The sequence below is a fragment of the Rhodobacteraceae bacterium LMO-JJ12 genome, from assembly GCA_021555075.1.
Taxonomy (GTDB): Bacteria; Pseudomonadota; Alphaproteobacteria; order Rhodobacterales; family Rhodobacteraceae; genus JAKGBX01.
Genome location: JAKGBX010000001.1, coordinates 1,924,893 through 1,949,950, shown reverse-complemented (window position 1 = coordinate 1,949,950; position 25,058 = coordinate 1,924,893). Strand labels below are relative to the sequence as shown.

Below are 25,058 nucleotides of genomic sequence, written 5' to 3'. Positions count from 1 at the left end.
CGCAGCACATGAGATATCAAAGCCAGTTGTTTGCGGCCCTCTCAACAGAACAGCGAAAAAGTCGTCAACGATGAGGCTCGTGTTTGTCTTGCCGTATCATCCTACAACTGGACCATTGAGTCACACGTTCTCACGTATACACACCCTATTTTCGTCTTTCCCTCACAGGATAGTAACCGGCGTACTTTAAATCTCAGCGACACCAAAACTCCGGTCCGTCGGGCCAGTATCGCGCCAAGCCTTCTGCTACCAGAATATCGCCAACGTTTTGCCCCTCAACGCGGATCACTGCCAAAGTACGCCCATACTTGTCCGCACCGTGACGCTCAATTGAAACACTGCCTCTGTTCAGCAACTCGACTAATCGGTCTGACGCCCTATGCGCTAAACGGACCTCCGCATCACCGCCGCAGATGTTGGTCATTGGTTCTGGGGTATCGTAATCCATAATGCGGATTTTCTCGCCCTCAAACCAAATTGTGTCACCATCAACAACGCAGGTGACTCGTTGCCCGCTATCACACTTGCCGATAGCGAAAGTCTCAAACGGCAACATGGCAAGTATGATGGTCAAAGCTATTAGGACAGACCGCATCAATTGCATCCCAATTCCCTCACATATTTTCTGACCCGGTCTAGGTTCCGCTTACTACTTTGTCCGCACAGCTTTTCACAAGGAACACCATCGTTGTCGCCGTCTGCGCGGCGATAGCCGCAAACACACCACTGATAAACCGCCTCTTTGCAACTTCGCACCTGTCCACAAGTTTTTCCGCAGGAGTAGCTTTGCGCAAGCAAATATGGATTTGATGCGCTCTCATGCTGCGCAAAGGCAGGGACAGCAAACACCAGCGTGCAAATTAGCAATAGTCTCATATCTAGTTTTGCCTTTGGCCTAGCCGGTTTAGTCACACTCAATGAACACAGTGAATTGCGCTGCTTTCTCAGCCAGTTGCTCAGGCTTGAGCGCCGCTTCAGAATTACTGAGGACTGGATTGATTCCATTTTGAGCTAAGAAGAGCTTGGCTATTTCGCCTCTAATGGCAAAATTAACATTTTGCGGAACGTCGCCTAATGCGTCTGCAACTCTTTCAGAATCGAGCTTTGACACGACCACCCCCACCACTACGCCATTGGGGCCGAGAAGCGGACCTCCAGAATTCCCACTTTGGACAGGTGCGGAAATCTGCATGGTGGTTGGGTCTCCACGCAATCCCTTAAGAGAGGAAACCGCGCCTCTTGTCACATTGAGGCCGCCTAACAGTCCCGCGTATGGATAGCCGACCGCTGTAACGTCTGAATTCAGCTTTGCTGGACTAGAGGAAAACACCGCCGCCGCTCTTATATCGGTATCTGGCGAAAATAACAAAGCTAAGTCGAACGTTTCAGAGGCTTCTAAGACTTCAGCTTTCTTTCCGTCCACTAAGAGATTGCGGCACCCGGATATTACATGCGCATTGGTAAGGAGGTGGCCCCGGTCAGATACCCAAAACCCGCTACCAACCTTAGCAATATTCTGTTCGGCGGGCTGATTTGAAGCCGTCACGTTTCTCTTCGCTTCCTGCTTCTTATCCTTCTCCAGCTCATCGATAGCCGTCAAAGTGTTCTTGAGCACTGTTTCCAAGTGCCCACCTTTGGTTATGTCGAGATTAGGCGTTCTGCCAACGGCGATACTAGCTGCGACCGCATTCAATATGCCTTTGTCGCGCTGCGACGCTGACAACATGATTGTGGACCAATACCCATTGATTAGATTTGACCGGGTATAGAGGGTCTTTCCGGTTCGGTCTGTTCCAGTGGAAACTGCAAAGCTCGTTTTGCGCACCGAGTAAGGTGTAGTTCCCGATTCATGAGTGCCTTGTGTGTAGTCATGAACGTTCTGGGCAGTGCGCTTCGACAAGATGCCAATCGATATCGACAAGCTGCTTCTTTGATGCCTGAAATTGACAAAATTCTCCGTGGGGGGGTCTTGTATCAAGGTTTTGCTGGGGAGCAGTAATGACATACCCAAGCTGCCAAAATGACGCATGCTCCAGCCATCAGTCTCATACCGTTCGAGCAGGCCAAATGCCAAAACAGCCATATGCCAATCTTCTGCGCCACCGCCAAACTCGTTCACGGAATACCGCTCGAGCGCTCGCTGGCTCAGTCGGCCCCAAGCGCCATCAAGTAAGCCATTGTAGTGGCCCTCAAAGGCGAGCGCGGTTTGAAGGAAGCGCTTATCGTCTTTGGTCAATGCGCGCGCGTCGAAGTCCCGAAACAATTCGGCGTAGTTCTGAGATTGTAGGCTTGTTGAGGCGGCAAAGAACCCGAATGCAGCTAGGAGCGCACAAAGAAGCCACTGCCTTGCGAAGCGTCCCGTTAGTCTGATTTTCCGCATCATTACGAATTACTCCTGCTAAATTCCTTCTCTTAAAGGAAAGAGTAGTCGCCTAACTTGTGGTTTCAGTTTCCAGTGTTTACCAAGCCTAGCTTTGTATCAAGTCGCAACTTTGGCACTAGTTTGACAATGTTGAGCAGCAAACTCTTTAGTCGAGACTTCAAAGAGGCTGCGCTCGCGCGCGCGTAATGGTCACTTTTCCGCGGCGATTGGCCATTCATTTCCACCACCGTAATAACGGTAGGTTTACGGCTAAGCCTATAGCTAGATACATATATCTCCGGGTATTTATGACGCCGAATTTCGGAAACCTATGTCGCGCGTCCATCTATTTGTGACGCCTCTCTTAACCGGGCAATTAGATTTTGCGGTACCTGTTCTAATCAGGCAGATTTTGCGATTCGCTCACCAGCATACGAACCAGCCCGCGCACAACCTGTGCTTCTATCGAGCGTTCGCCATGTTTGTAGTTCGGGTGCGCCTTTCCCGCTCTAGCACCACCACGCGCCCCGTGCATCCTGCAAACCGACCAGCCGCGCACCGCCGGGCTTTTGCATGGCAGGCCGGTGCGCTTTGAGTTTGCCGTGCATCTGGGCGCACGGTGCATGGGGTAAGTGTCAGGTTTCAACTTGCAGCCCCCCTAGCAAATTTTTCCATATACTGGTCTGGCCTCAGGTTAGCTATCAAGAAAGATTCCCATTATAAACAAGAGTATAATCGGCAACCATATTGAAAACATGCCAGCAACTATTGTTTCCGGTCCGATTTCAAAAAAGCCTTTTACAGCATCAGAGTTTAGTATGTAGTCTCCCGGCCAGTTCCAAACCCAAGCAACAGCTCCCCAAACATCGTTAAACGTAAAAGCCTCGTTGCAGTCAAAACCAGACAAGTTCGGCCCAACAGGCCAGTCGAAGCGGTCCGCAAGCCCGTGTGCCTCATTAAACTTAACACATTCTTTCCAGTTCAAATGCACGGCCTCCTGATTTCACCACTTTCAATCGAACATTCATGTTGTGAATTATGTATTAGAAGATGCAATAAAACCAAATTATTTCGGACATCCCCTTTGAACATTGCCAACAATTGCTTGCCCGCCTTCCTGAACCGTAACGCGTTCGACGCGAACTGTTTGTTGCCCTTTCGATCGATACCGCTTCAATGTATCGACTTGAGCCGCGAAGGTTCGTGCCAGCTTGTTCAATGCCCGTTCCGCCGCGTCTTGTTGCGGTATGTTCTCGACGTGATTCAAGCGCCGTGCGAGCATCATTGTCGCTTGATGTATCGCCGCCATTTGCGAAACCAATAGCACCTCAGTTGCGTCCTTCGGCTTCATTGAATCAACAAACCCCAAAGCAAAATTTGTCGCGTTTTCATCGATCCGGTTTCCATGCGAGCCAAGCGCCGCCATCTGCATCAACAGCCCATGTGCCACGTTCACGTTTCCAGATGCGCGCAAAAGCGGTTCGAGGTCGCCTTCGCAATCAATTTGGTAAACCCCGTTTTCATCTGTCGTTATGCCCAGCTTTGGAGACGTGCGTTTTCTTTCACTTACTGCATAATTGTTTTCTTGTGTCATTGCCCTGCCTTTGCTCGCTTTTGCCATCAGCCCGTTTTTCTCGTGTTTTACAGATCGGCTTTTTTGCTTTCATATTGCCCGCGTAAGAAAGTCACCCCTACGCACGGTCTACGGCCTTCCCGCTCTATACTTTTGCCCTGCCCCTCCCGGGGAATAGTCGCCACCCCCTGCTACACCCGCTACACCCGCTACATTCGGCCTTGTCGGGGTAGCTTTGGGCATAGGGAAAGAAAGGGGCATGTCGCCCCCTTCGATGTTTGCTAGAGCGGCCTGCGCATCAAACCACATCGCCAGCCGCTCGCACGATGCGCCATGCCGACTTGCGCGCTGCGCCCCTAACAACTGCACCCGGTTCGAGCGGCACAAGCCAACCGTGCCTTTCCAAGACCGTCAAAGCCGCCGTTGCTTTCGGACTGTCGCGCAGAACATACGGCCCATATTGTAGCACCTCGCGCGGCACAACTTCAGGTTCCGCCCAGCTTTCCAAAAGCCATTTACGCAGCTTTTCTGCCCGGTCAATCTCAGCAGATACCGTGGCCGCGCTGGCAAGGCGTGAAGCCTCGCCCAGATAGAATTGCGCCAGCGTGATTGCATCGGCCATATCCTGAGCCGATACTTCCGCTGCATGCAGGTCACGCCAGAGGGTCAGCACGCCCGCGATGCGTGCCGCCTGTTCCGCCGCCTTCGATGCCGTGCCGGGAATGTGTTCAAGAGTGCCGCCCTTGCCCTGCGCCAGTTCGATTGCATCTGCAAATTGGATCAATAGCGCTCGCGCCGTGCCGCTCAAGGCAAGGATGCGCGGTTGCAGTTCGCGGGTCTCCGCATCCATCGGTAATTGCGCTTCAAGGATGCTGCGCAGCCTGTCGGAGAAAGCCGCCAGCGCACCGTTATCCACCGTTACAAACCGGTGCAGCCTTGTGCCGATTGCGCTGGGCGGTTCGCAGATCAGGAAGCGGGGCAGAAACCCGCTATCCGCCGCCAACGGATCGGCCATAAAGGCATGTGCCACGCCGGGTTGCGCCATCAGATGCACCGCCAACCGCCGCCCATAGAGCGTGTATGCCCCGTCACCAGCCCGCGTGCGCCGGATCGGGTTGCCCTGCCACAGGTCATTGAGTGCGGTCAGCGTTTTTTGCCGATTGTCCGAGTTCATGGCATGCCCGCCAAGGAATTGCCCGCCTTCATCCGAAAAGATGCCAAGCGAAGGTTGCCCGGTCACGTAGAGCCGGGTCAGCCCTTCAAAGGTCGGTTCCGTTACTACTCGGTCAGGGCTGGGCGGTGCAGCCGGTTCCCCGCCTAGCGCGGCAAGATCAGCTTGCGCTGCAACCCGCTTTTCGCCCTTGCCTTTCTTGGCCTCGCCAAGGATGCGGTCGCGCTCGCCTTTCCAGAGCGCATGCGCATTCTGCCAGCTTAACTCATCGTCGCGCTGGGCCTTGGCCTGTTCCATTTCGTGTTCGCGCAATGCGGCCATCAACGGCGCATCGCAGCTTGACTTGCGCTCGCCACTTGCCGCGATGGTCAGGCAATAGAGCGACAAGGGACGCGGCCCGCCTAGCGTTTCGACATTGGCAAAGCCCTGCACCGCCAAAGATGCCACCGCCAGCGCCGATTGTGCGGGAATGGCAACAGGGGCGAGGGCCATTCCCTGCACCGCCTCCACGGCCTGTTTTAGCGGCCCCAGGGCGTTAAGAGGATAGGGTTCGCTAACCGTTGTTTCCCGTAGAAGCGGTTGCGGCCCCTCAGCTTTGAAGGGGATAGGTTCGGGGGCGTTCATGCGGCTTCCCCTTTCATGGTCAGAATGTCGTTCCAGTCTCGGCCATCCGGGGCAGGTAAAAGCGATACCTGCCAGCCCAACCCGGTTGCACGTTCGGCCAAGGCATTTGCAGCCTCGCGGCCCGGTGCATCACCATCCGGCGCGATGGTTATGCGCGCTGTTTCTACAGGCAAATACAGCCCCCGCATGCCAGACGTTGAAAGCGCCGCCCAGATGGTTGCAGGCGCGCGTAGTAGCCCGCTGGCAAGACTTAGGGCAGTCTCAATGCCCTCGGCCACCACAAGCGGCCCCTGAGCCTCTGTCAGCCTTACAGCGCCGCCAGAGACACGGCCCAGCATCAGCTTGTTAGGTTCAACCTCGGCCTTGGCGCTGCCATCGGGGGCAAGGTAGGTGCGATGCACCGCAAAGCCTGTGCCAACCTCAACAATACTCAACATCGCCGGAAACCGCTTAGCAGTCGGATGCCAGCACGCCGGAAGGTAGCGCAGCGTTTCGGGAAGGGGGCAGGAAATGCCCCGCCCCCTCAGATACGTTTCTGCCAAGGTGCTGTTGATCGGCTGCGCCTCATGCCAAAGTCGTTGCGCCTGCGCTGCGCGTTTCTCGGCTTCGGCACGGTCCTTTGCCTGCCTCTGTGCAGCCTCAAACGGGTCCGGCGCAGCATAGTCACCGGGGGCAATTCCCGCCGCTGCCAGAATATCGCGAAATGTGCAGGCGGATTTCTTGCAGTGCGCCAAAAGCCGCCCGTCATTCCCATCCGCTAACGTCAGGGCGTTCTGTCCCTTTTCGCGTGCGGACTGACAAACCGGACAAGGCGCGCTGCCATAACGGCCATACCACTTGCCGCAAAGGGCATCGGTAATCTGTTTCGCGTCCATCATCAGCACGCCCCCCAGATCAGAACAGCCAGAGCATGCGCCTGGGCTTCTGTCAGGCCATGCACGCGCATCAAGAAAGCGATTTGCAGCCGGTTCATGCCGCACCCCCTTTCCAGCCAAGAGACACAACAGAGCGCAACACATAGCGAGCGTGATGCCCTGAAAACTCCCCACCATGCGGTTCGGTCAGAGTGTCAATTTCAACGCCCAATTCACGAAGGTTGAAGACATATGCACTCCAACGAGGCGCTGGGTTGTCGATAGGTGTGCAGCCTTTTTTCCCCGCTTTACGCAACTGTTCGAGCGCCCATCGGTCACGCCCTAAAACCACGATGTTGAAAGCCTCGCCCGTACTGGAAGTGATACGATAAAGCGTGCCGCTGCTATGGCATTTTGAACGCTTGCCTGCTATCCTTCGGGTGTTCGTCGCTACCGCAAACGATACATCCCGCGCCGTGTCAGCCCCCAAGCTGCACGGCGCTACTCTTTTGCCTCTCATCGACTATGCCGCGTCTTGTTCGCGGCTTTCCAGCCAAGCAGCAATATCGGCTTCGCGCCAACCAACTGCACGCTTGCCCAACTTGACCGGCTTGGGAAAGGTACCTTCGGCCATCATGGCGTAAAGGGTAGAGCGGGAAAGCCCGGTGCGAACTTCTACTTCGGGTCTGCGCAAAATGCGTTTAAACATTTTTCGTTCCTTATGGATAGGCCCCAACGGGATTGTTGCGGCTCATACCGGAAAGGTGGTGAAAAACGAGGCCCAACGCATGGGTGAGTTAACTCAGGATTATCTCACCCACGATTTGCGCGCCTTTTGACTATGCTTTTTACAGTTTCATAACTGGTTACACCGCCGAGTTTTGTCTTAACAGCTGCTAGGGCTACAGCATCGAAGGCGCTTGTAGCAGCACTAACGTCATTGCGTGTTTTGGTTAGCCCGTGCTGGGTCAGTTTGGCAATGACTTGGAAAAGCATCCAATCCCGAGATATAAGTGCCCAGTTCTTGGGACGTCTTCCCGGCATTTTGTGCGCTTGATTTAGATATCCCGCGAACCATTCTCGAAATTCGCTGCAACACTGGTCCATCGACTTTGTCCGAATAGTTTGGATGCCCGCATTTTGAAGCATGAGAAAAGAAAAAACGTCGCGACGAGACTTCTTGATTTCCAACTTTAACGCTTCTTTCGGAACACAGACAGGTTGCGACAATTGCTTGTTTGGCGCAGCGCAAAGTGGGGCCAAACGCGCGCCATCAACAACCGAGAAAGCTTCAAGAGACAGGCTGAAAAGTAGACCTTCTGGGTCGCTAATTTTGGCATGCGCTTGAAAAACCGCCTCGCAATACTCGACCGCTTGCTCAAATGTCCAGGAAGGCCCGTCGACTGAGGGAAAGACAACCTTTACGTCAACATTGCCAACGCCAGTCAGATCGGCCTGTCTCTCAATTCCAAGACGTGCCACATGCCAAGGTTGGAACGGAACAAAGACGGTGAACCAGTTTTCAAAAGGATACCCAACGAAGTCGTGAGATTGACGAACTCTCGCCCAAAACTCCGCCATCAAACGGCGTTCCCAAAATCAACAATTTCACCCCGCCGCGCAGACAGATACCCCGCCCAACTTTCCATCATCTTGCGGCGCTTCTCGAACATATCAGAACGCGCATAAGCGGCCTCAGCCTTGTTCTTGACGGTATGCGCCAGCGCGGCCTCGGCCACCTCACGTGGGAAATTTGTCTGTTCCTGCGCCCAAGTTCGGAAAGACGTGCGAAAGCCATGCACATGCGCATCAAAGCCCTGTTCCTTCACCAGCTTAGAAAGAGTCATGTCAGAAAGCGGCTTGTCTCGCATAGACGGAAACACCAACCCGGATGCGCCACGCAACGCCTCGGCCTCTCGCAGGATTTCCAAAGCGCGGCCTGAAAGTGGCACGCGATGCGGCTTTTTCATCTTCATGCGGCTTGCTGGAATTATCCATGTAGCGGATGTAGCGGTTGTAGCAGCCTCCCCACCGTGAAATTCGATTTCCTTCCAAAGCGCCCCGCGCACTTCGCCAGAGCGGCCTGCGGTCAGAATGAGAAATTCCAGCGCCAGCTTTGTTGCAGGCCATGCGTTCGACGCCTGTAATACCGCGATGCAATTTGCCACCTCCGCATAGGGAAGCGCTTTGCGATGCGCTTTTATGCTTTCGTGCTTGGGCAAAGCCTGCCCGATGTTTTCCGCCGGGTTGTCTTGCCGCCAGCCTTGCGCAACCGCCCATTTCATCACCGTTCCGATGCGCTGCCGCACCCGCCGCGCAGTTTCGGGTTTTTCCAACCAGATCGGTTGCAACACCGCCAACACATCCGCCGTTGTCACCTCGGCCATCTTGCGCGTTCCCATCTTGGGGAAGGCATAGGTTTCAAGCGTGTTGATAAATTGCGCCGCGTGCTTTTCATTGCGCCATGTCGGCTTGTGCATTTCATGAACCTTGCGCGCGGCGTCTGCAAAGGTTAGCACCGCCTGCGCCTCGCGCTTGGCCTGCAATGGGTCGCCCCCTGCCCTCGCCAGCTTCTTGTTTGTCAACGCCACCTCGCGTGCATCAGCCAAGGAAACGAAAGTCGCGCCGCCTAAACCTATGTCGGTTCTCTTACCGCGAATGGTGATGCGCTGCACCCATGACTTAGAGCCGTTCGGCTGCACCAGAAGGAACAAACCATTCCCATCGGAATACTTGCCAGGCTCAATAACCTGCCGAACGAACACGGCAGATAGCGCCTTGTCGGGGTGCCGTTTGCTACCTGTCTCTGCTCGCGCCATTTTTCCTCCGCACATCCATTAGTATTTCCCACATTATTTCCCACACTTTTTGTGGGATGTAAACGGAAACCCTCGGACCACACCGGAAGATGTAAATCGATTTACCATTTATTTTCAAAGTGATAATAGGCACCTGCGAACGCCACTGGAAGTCATCATGGCGGACTGTCTCTCCGCCAATTATCCCCTAGTCCTAATCATTTACAGTTGCTTAGGGGTAACTTGGCACGTTTAGCGCAAGATCCGTAGACATTTGAAATCACATTTCAATACTGCGTAAGCACCGGTTGCAGGAGGCATACATGTTGACGCATTCGTGAACGATGCGCCTGCGCCATACCCTTTGCCGTTACTCCACGCTGACTTGGTCGACGCGGAGCCCTTGATGCGCTTTCGTGCACCCTGGCTTGTCTTCATTATGTTCAACATGCGTTTGATTGGCTTGCGAACCACCACTGGCGCCCCTCGTACTGCCCACAGCGCATTTTCCAGCGTATAAAACCTCTACGGCTTGGCCTGTACCTTCGATCAGGTCAGGCCGACAAGTTTGCCCAAGACCGACACAACCGGCCTGTGTCTTGTATGGGCGACGTATTGCAAGAACGCCGCAAGCGTCAGGGTTATCCGGCACACAACGTTCGGAACCGCGCGGATATTGACAGCAACGTAGGCACAATCAGTATACTGGAATAAGTATTTACAATACCAATTAAGTTGCGCTATTATATACATTGTCAATATACCTTCTGGAAACTCCAATGCGCCACGCGACCTTTACAGATGCCGGATTGCAGAGCCTGATAGGACTGGCACGCGGCCTCGATGATCGTTCAGAGGCAGCCAGTCTAGCGCCGAAGTTCGTAGCATCGCACCCTCAACAAGCCAAAGTCGCACCTGGTTTGGCGCGTAACCCAGACGAATTCATCCACGACAGAATCCTACGCCTTCTGGGGCATCATCGCAGCCTTTTCGAATGCGCTCAGTCAAAAGGCAGGTGGCGCATCTGCAAGCCCCGTCACCGCTCGAAACTCCGCATTCCATCGGCCCGGGATGCGTTCCAGAAAAGCCTCGACCATTCAATCATGGCCGATCGTGCCCCGACAACGGGCGCGGCGGCCTGATGAGAAGGAGAAATCAAATGCCCGCAATTGAAATTGGCACAGATCAAATTCAGATCGACGCCGAGATTGTCGCGAAAGCCCTGAAACTGGCTCCCCAGGATTTGCAAGCCAGAATGCGCCAGGGAACAGTAACAAGCCGCTTTGAACGCGGCGAAGGCGACGATGCCGGTCGCGTTCGGTTAACGTTCTTTTCCGATACGCGCCGCGCCCGGATCACCGCCGATACGACCGGCATGGTTCTGACTTGCACTGGCGCTGACTTCTCACGCTCGTCACGTCCAACTGCTTCGCCCAAAGCAGCCACTCCAACTGTTTCGCCAGATCGTCAAAAACTCGACGCGATGCTTGATGATGCCCTGAACGATACCTTTCCCGCCAGTGATCCGGTCGCCCTGAGCTTTGATCATCGCAGTTGAGAAGGACATAATCTTTCCTGTGAAGACGCGCCTAATCCGGATGGTATTGCAACAAATGAGAGCGACATGTTGATTGATAAAATCATGCCCGCCGTTCGCAAACGGTTGCTCTGTATCGAACCCGAAGCAACGCTGCTGAAAGCCGCGCGTTTGTTGGATAAGGGCAACGACATGGTGCTGGTCTGTGACGATACCAGGCATTTGGTCGGTATCGTGACCAAGACTGACATTGTGCGCGTAACAGGGCGTTGCACAGGCGCCAGTTGCACGGCCCCCGTCGCACAAGCAATGACCACTGAAATCGTCACGACAAACCCCACGACCTTGTTGCAGGATATCTGGCAGGTGATGAATGATCTCGGCCTGAAAAACATTCCCGTGCTCGAGGAAAGCGGCGTTGTGCTGGGCGTTTTGAACGCACGCGACGCCCTTCTCACTCAGTTGCAGGAGGTCCGCTACGAAGAAGCGCTGTTGCGCGATTACGCAATGAGCCTCGGCTACCGCTAAGTGCGCGCAAGTCCCGAAAGGAACACCCATGTCTGACACGCTATTTCCAACCAATACAACCGCGCACGCCAAACGTCGCAGGGACCTGACACCAGAGGCTGAAAAAGCATTCATCGCGTTTAGTCAGGCAGTGTTCGCGAATGGCGCGCTGGACGTGAAAACCAAACAACTGATCGCCGTGGCCGTCGCCCATGTCACCCAATGCCCCTATTGCATCAAGGGCCATACCAAAGCGGCGCTGCACCACGAGGCAAGCGAGGGCGAAATCATGGAAGCAATCTGGGTCGCCGCCGAAATGCGCGCCGGTGGGGCCTATGCCCATTCCGCACTTGCCCTTGAGGAGATGGAAAAAGCCGCCGCAAAAAGCTGAGGCGCGGGTCTGCCGGATGCGCACGCCCCTCGCAGGATCGAAATTAACGGTGTCGCAGATAATTTTTCCCAAAGCGTTTTCAGTGACACCAGAGGAGAGCCAAACATGAGCGCAGAATTTTCCATCGAACCTTCCTACGCCGAAAAGAAACGCGCGCAGATAAGGGAGGCCGCAGCGATCATCGGCATAGACGAGGGCTATCTGTCACGCATGGTTGAGCAATTTTATGCTCGCATCCGCGATGATGTGCGTCTTGGCCCGATCTTTGAGGCCGAGATTGGCGACAACTGGGCCCCGCATCTTGAGGTGATGAAACGGTTCTGGACCTCCGTCGCGTTGAATGCCGGGAATTACTCGGGAAAGCCCGTCGCCGTTCATCAGCAGATTGGCGGCGTCGAGCCCAAGGATTTTGAACGTTGGCTGGTCTTGTTCCGCGCAACGTTGGAGGACACTGCAGCGACACCAGAAGCCGTGAATTACCTGATGTTTCGCGCCGAACGCATCGCGAAAAGCCTGCGCTACGCGATGTTTGAGAGAAACGAAAGCGGCGTGCCATCTCTGAGTTAAGCGAGTCACTCTTAGAGCCGTTGGAAAAAGGAATGCCAGCACATGGTTGAGAAATTCACAATCGCTGAACGCCAGTTTGCGCTTGCCCTGCTCTGCCTGACCGCGCTGGTGGGTCTGACAATGGCCGCCCTCGGCGCAGGTGACGCGATGAGTGTGCACGGATTCATTGTGCTTTTCATAAGCCTTGCTCTGATTTTTGTTGTGGGGGCTGCACTCTATGCCCCTGCACCCACCGAAGACCGAAGCCGTGCTTATTATGACGACCCGATCAAATTCGGCATCGTTGTGGCGATGATCTGGGCGGTGATCGCCATGGGCGTGGGCGATTGGGTGGCTTGGATGCTGGCCTATCCCGAGGCGCGGTTTGACGGCGCATGGTCAAGCTTTGGAAGGCTGCGCCCGATCCACACCACCGGCGTGATCTTTGGCTTTGGCGGCAATGCGCTGATCGCGACCTCGTTCCACGTCATGCAACGCACCAGCCGCGCCCGTTTGGTCAGTCAGCTTGCCCCGTGGTTCGTCATTATCGGCTACAACCTCTTCGTGATCATGGCGGTCACCGGATACCTCATGGGCGTTACCCAGTCCAAGGAATATGCCGAGGCCGAATGGTATGCCGATATCTGGCTGGTGATCGTCTGGGTCACCTATTTCGTGCTCTACATCCGCACCCTCGCGCGACGGAATGAGCCGCATATCTACGTCGCCAACTGGTATTATTTGGCGTTCATCCTAGTCGTGGCGGTGCTGCATATCGTCAACAACCTTGCCGTTCCCGCATCCTTCACTGCGGCCAAAAGCTATTCGCTGTTTTCGGGTGTACAGGACGCGATGACCCAGTGGTGGTATGGCCATAACGCAGTGGCCTTCTTCCTGACAGCGGGCTTTCTCGGCATGCTCTATTACTATCTACCAAAACGAGCGGGGCGACCGATCTATTCCTATCGCCTGTCGATCCTGTCGTTCTGGGGCATCACCTTCTTTTACATCTGGGTCGGCTCGCATCACCTGCATTACACCGCCCTGCCCCATTGGGTGCAGACGCTCGGCATGACGTTTTCCATCATGCTCCTGGTGCCAAGCTGGGCCAGCGCGGGTAACGCTCTGATGACGCTGAATGGCGCGTGGCACAAGGTGCGTGACGACGCGACCCTACGCTTCATGTTCGTCGCCGCCGTGTTCTATGGCCTCTCGACATTCGAGGGCTCCTTCATGGCAATCCGACCGGTTAACTCACTGTCGCATTACACCGACTGGACGGTGGCGCATGTTCATGCAGGCGCAATGGGCTGGGTCGCACTGATCACTTTTGGTTCGATCTATGCCGCGGTGCCGATGATCTGGCGGCGCGAGACGATGTATTCTTGGAAACTGGTCGAATGGCACTTCTGGCTCGCCCTTGCAGGCACGCTTATCTACGTCATTTCGATGTGGAATTCCGGCATTGTGCAGGGACTGATGTGGCGCACCTATACTGAAGCCGGCACGCTGAAATATTCCTTCGTCGATAGTATGGTGGCGATGCACCCCTATTACATCGCCCGCGCCATCGGTGGCTTGCTGTTCTTCAGCGGCGCGGTGATCGGCGCCTACAACATCTGGATGACAATTCGAGTGACAGGACACGAAAGCAAAGTGCTGGATGTGCCCACAGAATCCGGGGCCGGCGAGATTGCCGTCCCGGTTGCGGAGTAATGTGATGATCCGTTTGCTTCAAAAGCTCTACTATCCGATCCAGGCCGGCCATTACCGTCTGGAAAAGCACTCGATGGGCCTCACATTCGGTATTATCTTCGCCGCAATGATCGGCGGTTTCGTCGAGATCGCACCGCTTTTCACCATCGACGAAACGGTCGAGGATGCACCCGATATGCGTCTCTACACCCCATTGGAACAAGCCGGACGCGATATCTATATTCGCGAAGGTTGCTACGCCTGTCACAGTCAGATGATCCGCACATTGGCCGATGAGGTCGACCGCTACGGCCCCTATTCTCTGGCGGTGGAAAGCAAATATGACCACCCAATGCTCTGGGGGTCCAAACGCACCGGGCCGGACATCGCACGACTGGGCGCGAAATACTCCGACGACTGGCATGTCGCGCATCTGATCGATCCGCGCGCCGTGGTGCCGCAATCGGTCATGCCGCAATATGCCTTTCTCGCTGAAACACCGCTTGAAACGGCAAGCCTTCCCGCCCGCCTGACCGCGCTGCGCCGCGTCGGCGTGCCCTACGATGACGAAATGATTGCCAATGCCGAGCGAGATGCCACCGCACAGGCTCGCCCCGATAGCGCCGCTGCTGATGGTGTGTTTGAGCGCTACGGCGAAGCAACACATGTGCGCCGTTTTGGCGGTCAAGCCGGACCAGTCAGCGAAATGGATGCTCTCGTCGCCTATCTGCAAATCCTTGGCAAGCTGACCGATGTGGCCGACCAAATGCAAGCCTCCGCAATCTCCAAGACCCGCGAGGCGACACAATGATGGGGCTGTCGCATGATACCGTGGTCGCCGCCGCCAAGTCTTTCGGTCTGTTTTACCTGATCGCGCTCTCCATCTGCGTCTGCCTCTATGCATTCTGGCCCCGCAATCGCGATCGTTTTGAACACGCCAAACACGCGATCTTCGATGACGAGAACGGCCCATTGAGCGCGGAGGAACCACGATGAGCGTCAGACAACGCGATCCACTGACGGGCCATCAGACCACGGGTCACGAATGGAACGGCATCACCGAATTGAACACCTCGATACCCAGAGCAATCTGGTGGTTCATCCTGCTCAGTCATCTCTACGCGCTAATCGCTTGGATCCTGCTGCCGGCATGGCCAGGGATCAATGGCTATACAAAGGGGCTCCTCGGCATTGATCAACGCGACCGCGTCGAACGCCAGGTTGCAGAAATGCACCAATCGCGCGCGCCCTGGCGTGACCAGATCGCAACTCTGCCGGTTACGACAATCCGTGCCAGCCCCGAGTTGTCCGCCATGGTGGCAAGCACCGGTCCGGCGCTGTTCGGTGACAATTGCGCCGCGTGCCATGGCGCAAATGGCCAAGGCGCGCCCGGTTTTCCCAGCTTGATAGACAATTCATGGCTCTGGGGCGACAGCCCGGAAGCGATACTGGAAACCCTGCGCGTCGGTATCAATGCCGACCATCCCGATACGCACTACTCCGAAATGCTGGCGTTTGACGGAACGCTCACACGCGATGAAATCCGCACGGTTGTCGATTACGTGCGATCATTGTCAGGTCTGCAAACTGGAACCGATCCCGACAGGTTGCTACTTGGAGAGTCCCTCTTCATCGACAATTGCGCCTCTTGCCACGGCGAAGAAGCAACCGGCAACACCGATCTGGGCGCCCCGAACTTGACCGATGATTTCTGGATCTATGGCGGTGACAAACAAGCGATGTTCACCACCATCATTCACGGGCGCAGGGGCTGGATGCCAAGCTGGGAAGACCGCCTTGACGAGACAGACAGAAAGCTGCTGACGGTCTATCTGGAAAACCTGAAACAGGTGGCGCAATGAACGTGCAGACTTCCCCCCGCTTTTGGACGCGCGGCCGTTGTCTCGGCGCTCTTTCGGCCTTTGCCGTCCTTGCGATTTTTGCCGCCGCCAATGCCCATCTCATCGCGCTCGCCGTCTTCAGTCAGCCAGATTGCGTGCCACATCTGAAAACCCCGAAACAAGGCGTCGCCACATACCGCGCGGCGAAACCATCATGCTGAGCGACAATCTACCCCCGCCCGATCCGCTGCCCAAAACATCCAGAGGACTGCCAGAGATCGTCCCGCCCCTGCCGCGCGACAATCCGTATGCACAAGGCTTGCCATGGCAAACCGCCTTCACCTGGCTGATGGGCGGATGGCGCGACCTCTGGACCAACCCGATTGCCAGCCTGCTCTACGGGTTGATGCTCTTTGCGTTGTCGCTATTGCTGGTATTGGGGATGTTTCAAACCGAAATCGAACACTTCCTGTTTCCTGCACTGGCTGGCTTCATGGTGGTCGGTCCGGTCTTTGCCAATGGGCTCTATGTCAAGAGTCGTCGGCTGGAACGGGGCAAGAAAACTCGATTCCGGCAAATGATATTCTTGCGCCCGAAGTCGCGCTATCAAGGGGTGTTTCTTGGTGTAATCTTGCTCCTGCTCTTCACGCTCTGGATTCGCGCAGCGGTGCTGATCTACGCCCTGTTCTTCGGAATCCAGCCATTTCCGGGAACCGACGATCTCTTGCCAATGTTGTTGTTCACGCCAACCGGTTGGTCGATCCTGTTGGTGGGTTGCGTTGTTGGCGCGTTGTTTGCCGCCTTCGCCTTCGCGATCAGCATCTTTTCCGTACCAATGCTGCTGGTGGAAGACGTCGATGCGCTATCCGCCATGGGCATCAGCATGGCACTGGTCTGGAATAACTTGCCCGCAATGCTCGCCTGGGGTGGGATTGTGCTGGCACTCTTCGTCCTGTCAGTCCTGACCGGATTTATCGGTCTGATTGTGACATTCCCGCTATTGGGTCACGCGACATGGCATGCCTATCGAAGCATCCGCCGCATCCCCGAAGAGGCTGAGCGCGTCCTTCTCAGCCCGGCGTGACAACAACAAGGCTCGGGCGACAAACAACCGCTTTACCTCGCGCCTCCACCGACATCTCGATCAACCAGCAATCGCGCATTGCTGCAAAAGGGCGGCTTGCCCCGATATCATGGCTGCTCTGGCATTCCGTCAACCATGATATCCGTGGCCCGCTAAGACCAGACGGGGGTTTTAGCCGTCCAGCAAGGCGTCATCTGCGTCATCTTCCGCCTTCGGCGGATCCAACATGTCAAATTCAAGCCCATGAGCCGCACGGATCTTGTCTTCGATCTCGAGTGCGATCTTTGGATTCTCTTTCATGTATGTCCGAGCATTTTCGCGGCCCTGGCCTATACGCTCGTCGCCATAGGAGAACCATGAACCTGACTTCTGCACCACACCAGCCGCCACACCCAGGTCGAGCAGTTCGCCGGTTTTTGAAATCCCTTCACCATAAAGAATATCAAACTCCACCTGGCGAAACGGAGGCGCCACCTTGTTCTTGACGACTTTCACGCGCGTTTGGTTGCCGATGACTTCGTCGCGATCCTTGACCGCGCCAATCCGGCGAATATCAAGCCGCACCGAAGAATAGAATTTAAGCGCGTTGCCGCCGGTTGTGGTTTCTGGCGAGCCGAACATCACGCCAATCTTCATCCGGATCTGGTTGATAAAGATGACCATGCAGTTGCTACGCGAAATCGAACCGGTAAGCTTGCGCATCGCCTGACTCATCAGTCGCGCGTGCACCCCAACACTCGAATCGCCCATTTCGCCTTCCAACTCACTCTTCGGTGTGAGCGCGGCCACGGAATCGATTACCACCATGTTCACCGCACCGGACCGAACCAGCGTATCAACGATTTCCAGCGCTTGTTCGCCCGTATCGGGCTGGCTGATCAAAAGCTCATCAAGGTTCACGCCAAGCTTCTTGGCGTATTGCGGATCAAGCGCGTGTTCGGCGTCGACAAAGGCGCAAACACCGCCTTTTTTCTGTTCCTCGGCGACCACATGCAGCGTCAGCGTGGTCTTACCTGAACTTTCCGGGCCATAGATCTCGATGATCCGACCTTTGGGCAGACCGCCAATGCCCAGTGCAATATCGAGCCCCAAGGATCCTGTGGATGTCGATTCGATCTGCTGCACCGCGTTTTCCGCGCCCAACTTCATGATCGAGCCCTTACCGAACTGCCGTTCGATCTGCGCCAATGCGCTGTCGAGCGCCTTTTGCTTGTCGGAGTCGCCTTTGTTCATTTTGAGAACTTCTGCCATTGCCATTGCTGCTGCCTTTCTTATTCCACAGCCGTCCAAGGGCGGCAATGCGGAGTTTTTGTTCACCTCTTGTTCTAAGTAAGATCAAAACGAGAACATTGCAATTGAAAATTTCCTGTCCCCACTTTTTTGCATATTGGTTAAGAAGTAGTTTACGACAGGTGGAAATTTGCGCCTTGGCGGGAAGGAATTGAATATGTTGGTATTTTCCAAGGCCAGACTGGTGTTGTTGTCGGTGCCGAAAACCGGAACAACGGCAATTGAGACGGTTCTGGCGCCACATGCGGCGATCGCCGTGCTCGATCCACCTGAGTTGAAGCATGCGCCGGTCTATCGTTACAACCGGTTCTTTCGTCCAATGATCGAGAAATTCATTGGCAGCGAGATCGAGGTGATGGCAATGATCCGCGAACCCAGAAGCTGGCTTGGAAGCTGGTATCGTTATCGGCAACGCAGCTTTCTTGATGGTCAGCCGCAATCGACCGCGGGTCTGAGTTTCGAAGAATTCGTTCAGGCCTATCTAACTGAACCCCGCAAAGGTTTTGCAGACGTCGGTTCGCAAGCGAAGTTCCTCGAACCCCGCCCCAATGGTGTCGAGGTCAACCGCCTGTTTCGCTACGAGCAACTTGACGATGCGATTGCCTATCTGCAAAACCGTCTCGGGATCAACATCACGCTACCGCGCAGTAATGTCTCCCCAAACGCCGAACTCACTCTCTCAGATGAGACGGAAGCTCGTTTGCGTGCAGGCTGCGCACACGATTTTGAACTTTGGGGCAGCTTGGGTTGATCTAGCATCCCGCAGAAAATTCGCTGATCTTGCTGCCATGATCGCGCATTTATCATGCAAATCATCATGTTGATGGATGCGCAGCGCGCATCACCAGCCGTCCTCCGTCCGTACCCTACTGCGTGCCGCGAAATTCCAGTCCACGGGACGGAGGAAATCCAACCGATTATCTCGCTTGCAAACCGCACTCTCTGGGGGATCCATGAAACCCGCAAACTGGATGACGCGCTCGGGCTGTCTGAACTTGCGTCGGGTGCCCGTGCCCACCGCGCTGACTCTGGCACGCGGCGGTTCGCCCGCCTTAGCTTGAAACCTGCTACATAGCTTCAATGTAGCTGACGACGGATCGTCTCGGTCAGTTCGGTGAGCGAGAATGGCTTCGGCAGGAAGATTGAATTTGGAATCTCCACCGTTCCTTCTCCAAAAGCGTCTTCGGCATAACCCGAGACGAACACCACGCGCACATTCGGCCTTTCTTGCAAGGCCTTGCGCACCCAACTCGGGCCATCCATACCCGGCATCACCACATCCGTTACAAAGATATCAATCGCCAGATCGGTTTCCTCCAATGTTTTGAGAGCATCTTCGGCAGAGTCCGCTTCGAGAACGGTGTAGCCCTTCAGTCGCAGAGCCCGCGAAGCAAAAGCGCGCACAGGTGCTTCGTCTTCGACCAGCAGGATCACACATTCGCGGCCTTCTCCTTGCATGGCCGGGCCCGCGTCAATCGCGGGTTCCACGCCGTTGGTTTCATGGGCAGTCGCGACCAGTGGCGCCCCTGTGCTTGTCGATTTAGACGCCAGTTGTTCGTGCCTCTCAGCGGTCGGGTTTTCCGGCTCCGCCTGATAGGTCGGGAACAACAATGTAAACGTCGATCCCTTTCCGGGCTCGCTATCAGCGAAGATGAACCCGCCACTTTGCTTGATAATGCCGTAAGCCGTCGACAAACCCAGGCCTGTACCTTCCCCGGTGCGTTTGGTCGTGTAAAACGGTTCAAAGATCTTTTGCATCTTGTCGCTGGGAATACCCGTTCCCTGATCTATGATCTCGACCGATACATAATCGCCGGCCGGCACCGTGGCGCGGTCTCGGGGTTGCGCTTTCTGGAACGTGACATTGCGAGTTCGAAGCGAAATTTCGCCGCCCGTGGCCATCGCGTCGCGCGCGTTCACTACCAGGTTCATCACCACCTGCTCAAGCTGGCGCTTGTCGGCGCGCAGCGCATGCAACCTAGGCTCATGATCAAGCGTCAGGCTTACCGTTTCCCCTACCAGCCGGTTCAGAAGATGGGTCAGATCGCTCAGCGTGTCGCGCAGGTCGAGCACCTCCAGCCGCAAGGTCTGCTTGCGTGAGAAAGCCAGTAACTGCCCTATCAGTGCCGCAGCCCGATTGGCGTTCTGATTGATCTGCACCAAGTCGTTGTAATCGGGATCACCCTGGTCATGCCGCAAGAGCAGGAGATCGCAATGGCCCGAAATGGCCGTCAACAAATTGTTGAAATCATGCGCCACCCCACCAGCCAGCTGCCCGATGGCCTGCATTTTCTGGCTCTGAACGAATTGTGCCTCCAGAGTTTTCAACTCAGTGGCGTCGTTAAGCACCGCAATCAGCGACAGATCGTCTGGATCTGCCGCACGTTTCAGCGTCACCTGCACAAAGACTTCGCGATCATCGCGTGATACACGCAGGAACTCCGAGCTGTGGGTCTCTCGCCCCATGGCCACTTCGCACAGCCAATCGGTCAGGCTCCGCCCGAGACCTTCCATCAACGTGGCAAGATGCCGCCCCTCGCATTTGCCGTGTCCCAACAAATCCCGTGCCAGTCGGTTTGACAACAGAACCTTGCCATCTCGTGCCACTTTCAACAGGGGCACGGGCAGCGCTTCGACATCATTCCAGCCGCGTGTCTGATCATGCAAAACCGGCCCCGACGCGACACCCTTCGCCGTCCTGCCGGTCTCGCAGGAAGCAGCCACCGCGGCCGGTACGAGAATCATCTCGCGGCGCGCACCAGGCAATTCGCGTTCAGCCAGAAAACACATGACCTGACCCTGCGCTGCCCGAATCGCATTCAGAGCCCTCGCCCGCGGGGGCATCTGATCAAACAGCCGATCAATATTCTTGACCCGTTCGCCCACCAACCGGCGCGCGGCTTCGTTCATGTAGAGTACTGTGCCATTGCGCCCAACGCTGACCATCGGCAGAAAGTTCAAATCGCCGCCACCTAGGTTGGCCCGATCCGCAATTTCTTCGATGCGCCAAAGGAATTCACCTCCGGCAAGCTGATGCGTCGATAGCCGAACACTACCACGTCGCGTCACGATATCTTCGCGTGCTGCGCCTGTCTTCTCGGCGCGCTGACGCAGCCGATGCAATACAGCGAGCGGATTGGCAAAGACATCCCCCAATAACCCTGCAAGGGTTATTGCATCGCCGCGAAAACGCTCTTTCGCAGCATCGTTGAAATACCAGAGCTCACCTTCGTCATCGGTAACGAAACAGGGTGCTGCATCATGCGCCACAAATTCGGCAATGGTTTTCTGCGCACGCCGATTGTTATACCTGAATATCCAGACGGTCCCATAAATGACCCCCACAAGCGCCAGCAGGGTGCCACCCGCAAGTCCAAACGCCTGCGCCATCCAGCCGCCACCGCTCCAGAATGCAGCGCCGCCAAACAACGCAGCGATCACTGCAATCAGCACTGCGCGCGGCTGAGCCTGCATCGCAGTGCGTGTCAACTGTCCAGGCGTAAGAGCCGTGTGCGCCACTGAAAAAGAACCCCGCTGTCGAATCCTTGACCGACTTTGTCTGCAAAGTCTTAAACTGGCGTTAACCTGGTCAATTTACATCTCACAGTTGAGTTTAGATAGTTTCAGACGCGGCACAAGTGTGCGATGAAAAATCCATCGGCACCGTCTTGCAAGGTCCACTGCCGCGAATAGACCATCCGCCAATCGGGATGCTGCGCAAGGAACACGGCGATCCGATGCTCGTTCTCCTCGGCGAGCAGCGAACAGGTGGAATAAGCCAAGAGACCGCCTTCGCCCACAAGCGGGGCAGCAGCTTCCAAGATACCGTCCTGCGTATGGTTCAACGCCTCCAGCTTCTCAGGTGTGAATCGCCATTTGGCATCGGGATCGCGCGCCCACGTTCCGCTGCCTGAACAAGGAACGTCGCAAAGCACCAGATCATAGGGCCCCTGCTCCGCCAAAGCTTCGGTGGTCAACACATTCACCATCACCCCGGCCCGCTTGGCACGAACTGGCAAATCCCGCATTCTTCCCGGGTTGGCGTCATGGGCAAAGAACGTCGCGTCAATGCGCCCGGCCAGGGCCAGCGTCTTGCCCCCCCCTCCCGCACAATAATCCAGCACCGTCATGCCGGGACGAAGCGGCAGGCTCTCCATCGCGGCCTGGCTGGCTGCGTCCTGCAATTCGACACCCCCATCCAGATAGGCTGCTACACGTGCCACCTTGCGCGCCCCTTGCGTAACTTCAAGCGCGCCCTGCGCCAGCGCGTTCGGCACCGCCGTGATGTCATCCTCTGCCAATCCCGCAATCGCCTTTTCGGGCGTCACCTTGCGCATATTGACCCGAAGAAACACCTCAGCCCGGCGGGTAAGCGGTGCCAGTGCGGCAACCATGTCGGCGCCATAGCGACCCTCGAATTTCGGCATTAACCAGTCGGGAACTTCCGGCACAGATACGGTGCCAGATACGGGAGCTTCAGCCTCGGATGCGCTCAGCGGTGCAGGGCCATAAGGCCCGCCGCCAAAGGCCGCCGCCACGTCTCCACCCTGCATCCTGATCAAACCCAACATCAGGGCGCGGCCGCTTTCGCCCCCACCACCAAACGCCGCACAGGCGCGCTTGGAGCGCAACACATCATAGACATGATCACGCACCGCCGCACGATCCTTTGATCCGGCATAACGTGAACCGCGCGCCCAGCCGGTCAGAACCTTTTCCGCCGCTTCACCGGCCAAAATACGATCAAGACACTCGATTGCTGCCTGAACCCGTGCGCCCGGTGTCATCCTGTGTTCCCGCCCGTGCGAATTGCCAGACCTTCGCAAGTGATCCGAACATCATGCACATGGCTGGCCACGTGTTTCTTTCTTGTTGTTTTCGTCACCATTGAAGCCTTCCTGCACCTTTGACGTATCACCTTCCGGCCAAGTCACGCGCGCCGGATCAATCTTCTGTTGCTGACTTGGCTCTACCCCTAGGTCAAGATTGAACTGCACCTTTATCTCTGGCCACCGTTCGTCTTCAAGCGCTTTACGGATACCGCCTACGGCACAGGGGCGATGCAGCGCTGGGGTGGGCCAATTGTTTCGAAAGGAGCCGCCATGGCGCTTGATGGCGTTCGCCTTCGTCCCCTGTCCGACAGCATCGGTCGCTCTTATCCCGGCCTTGCTTGCATCTCCATTGCATCGGTTCTCGGCGATAGTTCCTGATCTGTTTCAAGAATTCAGAGGCAAAGACACTTCAGAACAAAACCCGAAGCGCCCTTTTTCAATGATCTAACCCATCCGATAATTCGGACTTTCCCGCGTGATTTGAACATCATGCACATGGCTTTCCTTCAACCCTGCGCCTGTGATCTTCACAAACTGGCAGTTGCTGCGCATCTCTTGCACAGTGGCACAGCCCGTATACCCCATCGCGGCGCGTAACCCGCCGACAAGCTGATGCACCACCGCGCTTGCAGATCCCTTGTAGGGCACTTGGCCTTCGATCCCCTCAGGCACCAGCTTGTCGCTGGCGGCATCTTTCTGGAAATAACGATCCGCCGAGCCGCGCGCCATCGCGCCAAGACTGCCCATACCACGATAGGATTTGAACGACCGGCCTTGATAGAGAACGACCTCGCCCGGGCTTTCATCGGTCCCGGCAATCATGCTGCCCACCATGGCACAGGACGCACCAGCAGCGATTGCCTTGGCAAAATCGCCCGAGAACTTGATGCCGCCATCAGCGATCACCGGCACATCACCGGCAGCACGCGAACAGTCCAGAATGGCGGAAAGCTGCGGCACACCGACACCGGCGACCATCCGTGTTGTACAGATCGAGCCCGGCCCGATCCCCACCTTGACCGCATCTGCACCTGCATCGATCAGCGCCCGCGTCGCCTCACTTGTGGCCACGTTCCCGGCAATGATCTGCACCTCGTTTGACAGGCTCTTGGCACGGCGTACGGCTTCGATCACCCCGTCGGAATGTCCATGTGCAGTATCAATAACCACCACATCGCAGCCCGCCTCAATCAACGCCTCGGTGCGCTCAAAACCGCTGTCACCAACCGAGGTTGCCGCGGCAACCCGAAGCCGTCCCAACTGATCCTTGCATGCGGTTGGGTTCAACACCGCCTGTTCGGTATCTTTCAACGTCAAAAGCCCGGTCAGCTTGCCCTTGCCATCATGCACCAGAAGTTTCTCGATCCGGCGCGACCGCATCAGGCTCTTGGCTTCGTCCAGATCCGCAGGCTCGGCTAGCATCGCCAGATCGTTCGTGGTCATCACCGCGCTGACCGGCATCTTTTCAGAGGTGGCAAACCGCATGTCGCGGTTGGTCACGATACCCACGATTCGACCCTCATCATCGACCACCGGGAAGCCCGTGAAGTTATACCGCTCGACCAGTTCCCTGGCGTCGGCAATCGTGTCGCTGGCTTTCAGCGTCACCGGACTATAGACGATTCCGCTCTCAAACCGCTTCACGCGACGCACTTCTTGCGCCTGTTCCTCGATGGTCAGATTCTTGTGAACCACGCCGATACCGCCGGCTTGTGCCATGGCAATCGCCATGCGCGCCTCGGTCACGGTGTCCATCGCACTGGACAAAAGCGGGATATTCATCCGAATGCCACGGGTAACCCACGTGCGCGTATCGGCAGTGCTGGGCAGCACGCTGGACGCACCGGGAACAAGTAGAACATCATCGAAGGTCAGAGCCTCACGAATCTCCATTTGAGCTCTCCAAAGCTTGGGATCGTTAGGCACGTCTCTATTTCATGGAAGTGGCCGGGG

25 protein-coding genes are annotated in these 25,058 nt (G+C 56.1%); 10 read left to right on the top strand and 15 right to left on the bottom strand.

Translation table 11 applies throughout. From position 1 onward, the window contains the following. Positions 1-193: 193 nt before the first annotated feature. From LZG00_09270 to LZG00_09225, 10 genes are all read right to left on the bottom strand, one after another. Positions 194-604, bottom strand: coding sequence for a thermonuclease family protein (locus tag LZG00_09270; GenBank protein ID MCF3594189.1), 411 nt, complete (start codon positions 602-604; stop codon positions 194-196). Beyond that, positions 595-876, bottom strand: a complete 282-nt coding sequence (locus LZG00_09265) for an excalibur calcium-binding domain-containing protein (GenBank protein ID MCF3594188.1) — start codon at positions 874-876, stop codon at positions 595-597. Before LZG00_09265 ends, LZG00_09270 begins: the two co-directional genes overlap by 10 nt. Positions 877-904: 28 nt before the next feature. Beyond that, positions 905-2,383: a serine protease gene (locus LZG00_09260; protein ID MCF3594187.1), complete on the bottom strand. Its 1,479-nt coding sequence runs from the start codon at positions 2,381-2,383 to the stop codon at positions 905-907. A gap of 673 nt (positions 2,384-3,056) precedes the next feature. Next, complete coding sequence (locus LZG00_09255) at positions 3,057-3,347, bottom strand: hypothetical protein (protein MCF3594186.1); 291 nt, start codon at positions 3,345-3,347, stop codon at positions 3,057-3,059. Positions 3,348-3,428: 81 nt separating this feature from the next. Beyond that, entirely contained in the window at positions 3,429-3,983 is a 555-nt protein-coding gene (locus tag LZG00_09250) for a hypothetical protein (GenBank protein MCF3594185.1), read from the bottom strand. Between the two features lie 250 nt (positions 3,984-4,233). Next, positions 4,234-5,730 carry a DUF3987 domain-containing protein gene (locus tag LZG00_09245; GenBank protein ID MCF3594184.1) on the bottom strand — a complete coding sequence of 499 codons (1,497 nt, stop codon included), beginning with the start codon at positions 5,728-5,730 and terminating at the stop codon, positions 4,234-4,236. Next, complete coding sequence (locus LZG00_09240; protein MCF3594183.1) at positions 5,727-6,608, bottom strand: toprim domain-containing protein; 882 nt, start codon at positions 6,606-6,608, stop codon at positions 5,727-5,729. The genes LZG00_09245 and LZG00_09240 overlap by 4 nt, the downstream gene beginning before the upstream one ends. A 499-nt stretch (positions 6,609-7,107) precedes the next feature. Beyond that, positions 7,108-7,293 carry an AlpA family transcriptional regulator gene (locus LZG00_09235; GenBank protein MCF3594182.1) on the bottom strand — a complete coding sequence of 62 codons (186 nt, stop codon included), beginning with the start codon at positions 7,291-7,293 and terminating at the stop codon, positions 7,108-7,110. Between the two features lie 104 nt (positions 7,294-7,397). Continuing rightward, positions 7,398-8,165: a hypothetical protein gene (locus tag LZG00_09230; GenBank protein MCF3594181.1), complete on the bottom strand. Its 768-nt coding sequence runs from the start codon at positions 8,163-8,165 to the stop codon at positions 7,398-7,400. After that, positions 8,165-9,403 (bottom strand): tyrosine-type recombinase/integrase, encoded by a 1,239-nt coding sequence (locus LZG00_09225; GenBank protein ID MCF3594180.1) that lies wholly within the window; start codon positions 9,401-9,403, stop codon positions 8,165-8,167. The genes LZG00_09230 and LZG00_09225 overlap by 1 nt, the downstream gene beginning before the upstream one ends. A 1,138-nt stretch (positions 9,404-10,541) precedes the next feature. Here LZG00_09225 and LZG00_09220 point away from each other — a divergent pair. The 9 genes from LZG00_09220 (at position 10,542) to LZG00_09180 (ending at position 16,983) form a co-directional block, all read left to right on the top strand. Further along, positions 10,542-10,940 carry a DUF6522 family protein gene (locus LZG00_09220; GenBank protein MCF3594179.1) on the top strand — a complete coding sequence of 133 codons (399 nt, stop codon included), beginning with the start codon at positions 10,542-10,544 and terminating at the stop codon, positions 10,938-10,940. A 66-nt stretch (positions 10,941-11,006) separates the two neighbouring features. Beyond that, a complete protein-coding gene (locus tag LZG00_09215) occupies positions 11,007-11,447 on the top strand; it encodes a CBS domain-containing protein (GenBank protein MCF3594178.1) in 441 nt (146 codons plus the stop codon). A gap of 28 nt (positions 11,448-11,475) precedes the next feature. Further along, the gene (locus LZG00_09210; protein ID MCF3594177.1) at positions 11,476-11,817 is read left to right on the top strand and encodes a carboxymuconolactone decarboxylase family protein; all 342 of its coding nucleotides are present in this window, start codon (positions 11,476-11,478) and stop codon (positions 11,815-11,817) included. Positions 11,818-11,922: 105 nt separating this feature from the next. Further along, positions 11,923-12,384: a group III truncated hemoglobin gene (locus tag LZG00_09205; GenBank protein ID MCF3594176.1), complete on the top strand. Its 462-nt coding sequence runs from the start codon at positions 11,923-11,925 to the stop codon at positions 12,382-12,384. 42 nt (positions 12,385-12,426) lie between these two features. After that, positions 12,427-14,079: a cytochrome-c oxidase, cbb3-type subunit I gene (gene ccoN, locus LZG00_09200; protein ID MCF3594175.1), complete on the top strand. Its 1,653-nt coding sequence runs from the start codon at positions 12,427-12,429 to the stop codon at positions 14,077-14,079. Positions 14,080-14,083: 4 nt separating this feature from the next. Continuing rightward, positions 14,084-14,869, top strand: a complete 786-nt coding sequence (gene ccoO / locus LZG00_09195; GenBank protein MCF3594174.1) for a cytochrome-c oxidase, cbb3-type subunit II — start codon at positions 14,084-14,086, stop codon at positions 14,867-14,869. Then, positions 14,866-15,054, top strand: a complete 189-nt coding sequence (locus LZG00_09190; GenBank protein ID MCF3594173.1) for a cbb3-type cytochrome c oxidase subunit 3 — start codon at positions 14,866-14,868, stop codon at positions 15,052-15,054. Before ccoO ends, LZG00_09190 begins: the two co-directional genes overlap by 4 nt. Continuing rightward, positions 15,051-15,920 (top strand): cytochrome-c oxidase, cbb3-type subunit III, encoded by an 870-nt coding sequence (ccoP, locus tag LZG00_09185; protein MCF3594172.1) that lies wholly within the window; start codon positions 15,051-15,053, stop codon positions 15,918-15,920. Before LZG00_09190 ends, ccoP begins: the two co-directional genes overlap by 4 nt. A 193-nt stretch (positions 15,921-16,113) precedes the next feature. Then, a complete protein-coding gene (locus tag LZG00_09180; GenBank protein ID MCF3594171.1) occupies positions 16,114-16,983 on the top strand; it encodes a DUF2189 domain-containing protein in 870 nt (289 codons plus the stop codon). A 171-nt stretch (positions 16,984-17,154) separates the two neighbouring features. On the opposite strand, the gene recA is transcribed toward LZG00_09180, so the two are convergent. Continuing rightward, the gene (gene recA / locus LZG00_09175) at positions 17,155-18,216 is read right to left on the bottom strand and encodes a recombinase RecA (GenBank protein ID MCF3594170.1); all 1,062 of its coding nucleotides are present in this window, start codon (positions 18,214-18,216) and stop codon (positions 17,155-17,157) included. 214 nt (positions 18,217-18,430) lie between these two features. Here recA and LZG00_09170 point away from each other — a divergent pair, with 214 nt between their 5' ends. Further along, positions 18,431-19,024, top strand: a complete 594-nt coding sequence (locus LZG00_09170; GenBank protein ID MCF3594169.1) for a sulfotransferase family 2 domain-containing protein — start codon at positions 18,431-18,433, stop codon at positions 19,022-19,024. A gap of 326 nt (positions 19,025-19,350) precedes the next feature. Here the strand turns inward: LZG00_09170 and LZG00_09165 are convergent, their stop codons facing one another. The 4 genes from LZG00_09165 to guaB all read right to left on the bottom strand — a co-directional run bounded on the left by LZG00_09165 (position 19,351) and on the right by guaB (position 24,998). Next, positions 19,351-21,747, bottom strand: coding sequence for an ATP-binding protein (locus tag LZG00_09165; GenBank protein MCF3594168.1), 2,397 nt, complete (start codon positions 21,745-21,747; stop codon positions 19,351-19,353). A gap of 149 nt (positions 21,748-21,896) precedes the next feature. Next, entirely contained in the window at positions 21,897-23,060 is a 1,164-nt protein-coding gene (locus LZG00_09160; GenBank protein MCF3594167.1) for an RsmB/NOP family class I SAM-dependent RNA methyltransferase, read from the bottom strand. Between the two features lie 51 nt (positions 23,061-23,111). Next, positions 23,112-23,270 carry a hypothetical protein gene (locus LZG00_09155; GenBank protein MCF3594166.1) on the bottom strand — a complete coding sequence of 53 codons (159 nt, stop codon included), beginning with the start codon at positions 23,268-23,270 and terminating at the stop codon, positions 23,112-23,114. Between the two features lie 279 nt (positions 23,271-23,549). Further along, positions 23,550-24,998 carry an IMP dehydrogenase gene (gene guaB / locus LZG00_09150; protein ID MCF3594165.1) on the bottom strand — a complete coding sequence of 483 codons (1,449 nt, stop codon included), beginning with the start codon at positions 24,996-24,998 and terminating at the stop codon, positions 23,550-23,552. Positions 24,999-25,058: the final 60 nt, after the last annotated feature.

Excerpts from the sequence above, each read along its gene's own strand:
- LZG00_09220 (MCF3594179.1), top strand. The coding sequence starts at position 10,542 with ATGCCCGCAATTGAAATTGGCACAGATCAAATTCAGATCGACGCCGAG.
- ccoP (MCF3594172.1), top strand. The coding sequence starts at position 15,051 with ATGAGCGTCAGACAACGCGATCCACTGACGGGCCATCAGACCACGGGT.
- LZG00_09165 (MCF3594168.1), bottom strand. The coding sequence starts at position 21,747 with ATGCAGGCTCAGCCGCGCGCAGTGCTGATTGCAGTGATCGCTGCGTTG.
- LZG00_09160 (MCF3594167.1), bottom strand. The coding sequence starts at position 23,060 with ATGACACCGGGCGCACGGGTTCAGGCAGCAATCGAGTGTCTTGATCGT.
- LZG00_09260 (MCF3594187.1), bottom strand. The coding sequence starts at position 2,383 with ATGATGCGGAAAATCAGACTAACGGGACGCTTCGCAAGGCAGTGGCTT.
- ccoO (MCF3594174.1), top strand. The coding sequence starts at position 14,084 with ATGATCCGTTTGCTTCAAAAGCTCTACTATCCGATCCAGGCCGGCCAT.
- LZG00_09190 (MCF3594173.1), top strand. The coding sequence starts at position 14,866 with ATGATGGGGCTGTCGCATGATACCGTGGTCGCCGCCGCCAAGTCTTTC.
- LZG00_09270 (MCF3594189.1), bottom strand. The coding sequence starts at position 604 with ATGCAATTGATGCGGTCTGTCCTAATAGCTTTGACCATCATACTTGCC.
- LZG00_09205 (MCF3594176.1), top strand. The coding sequence starts at position 11,923 with ATGAGCGCAGAATTTTCCATCGAACCTTCCTACGCCGAAAAGAAACGC.
- LZG00_09265 (MCF3594188.1), bottom strand. The coding sequence starts at position 876 with ATGAGACTATTGCTAATTTGCACGCTGGTGTTTGCTGTCCCTGCCTTT.
- LZG00_09170 (MCF3594169.1), top strand. The coding sequence starts at position 18,431 with ATGTTGGTATTTTCCAAGGCCAGACTGGTGTTGTTGTCGGTGCCGAAA.
- LZG00_09235 (MCF3594182.1), bottom strand. The coding sequence starts at position 7,293 with ATGTTTAAACGCATTTTGCGCAGACCCGAAGTAGAAGTTCGCACCGGG.
- LZG00_09240 (MCF3594183.1), bottom strand. The coding sequence starts at position 6,608 with ATGATGGACGCGAAACAGATTACCGATGCCCTTTGCGGCAAGTGGTAT.
- LZG00_09210 (MCF3594177.1), top strand. The coding sequence starts at position 11,476 with ATGTCTGACACGCTATTTCCAACCAATACAACCGCGCACGCCAAACGT.
- LZG00_09250 (MCF3594185.1), bottom strand. The coding sequence starts at position 3,983 with ATGGCAAAAGCGAGCAAAGGCAGGGCAATGACACAAGAAAACAATTAT.
- LZG00_09230 (MCF3594181.1), bottom strand. The coding sequence starts at position 8,165 with ATGGCGGAGTTTTGGGCGAGAGTTCGTCAATCTCACGACTTCGTTGGG.
- LZG00_09180 (MCF3594171.1), top strand. The coding sequence starts at position 16,114 with ATGCTGAGCGACAATCTACCCCCGCCCGATCCGCTGCCCAAAACATCC.
- ccoN (MCF3594175.1), top strand. The coding sequence starts at position 12,427 with ATGGTTGAGAAATTCACAATCGCTGAACGCCAGTTTGCGCTTGCCCTG.
- recA (MCF3594170.1), bottom strand. The coding sequence starts at position 18,216 with ATGAACAAAGGCGACTCCGACAAGCAAAAGGCGCTCGACAGCGCATTG.
- LZG00_09225 (MCF3594180.1), bottom strand. The coding sequence starts at position 9,403 with ATGGCGCGAGCAGAGACAGGTAGCAAACGGCACCCCGACAAGGCGCTA.
- LZG00_09215 (MCF3594178.1), top strand. The coding sequence starts at position 11,007 with ATGTTGATTGATAAAATCATGCCCGCCGTTCGCAAACGGTTGCTCTGT.
- LZG00_09245 (MCF3594184.1), bottom strand. The coding sequence starts at position 5,730 with ATGAACGCCCCCGAACCTATCCCCTTCAAAGCTGAGGGGCCGCAACCG.
- guaB (MCF3594165.1), bottom strand. The coding sequence starts at position 24,998 with ATGGAGATTCGTGAGGCTCTGACCTTCGATGATGTTCTACTTGTTCCC.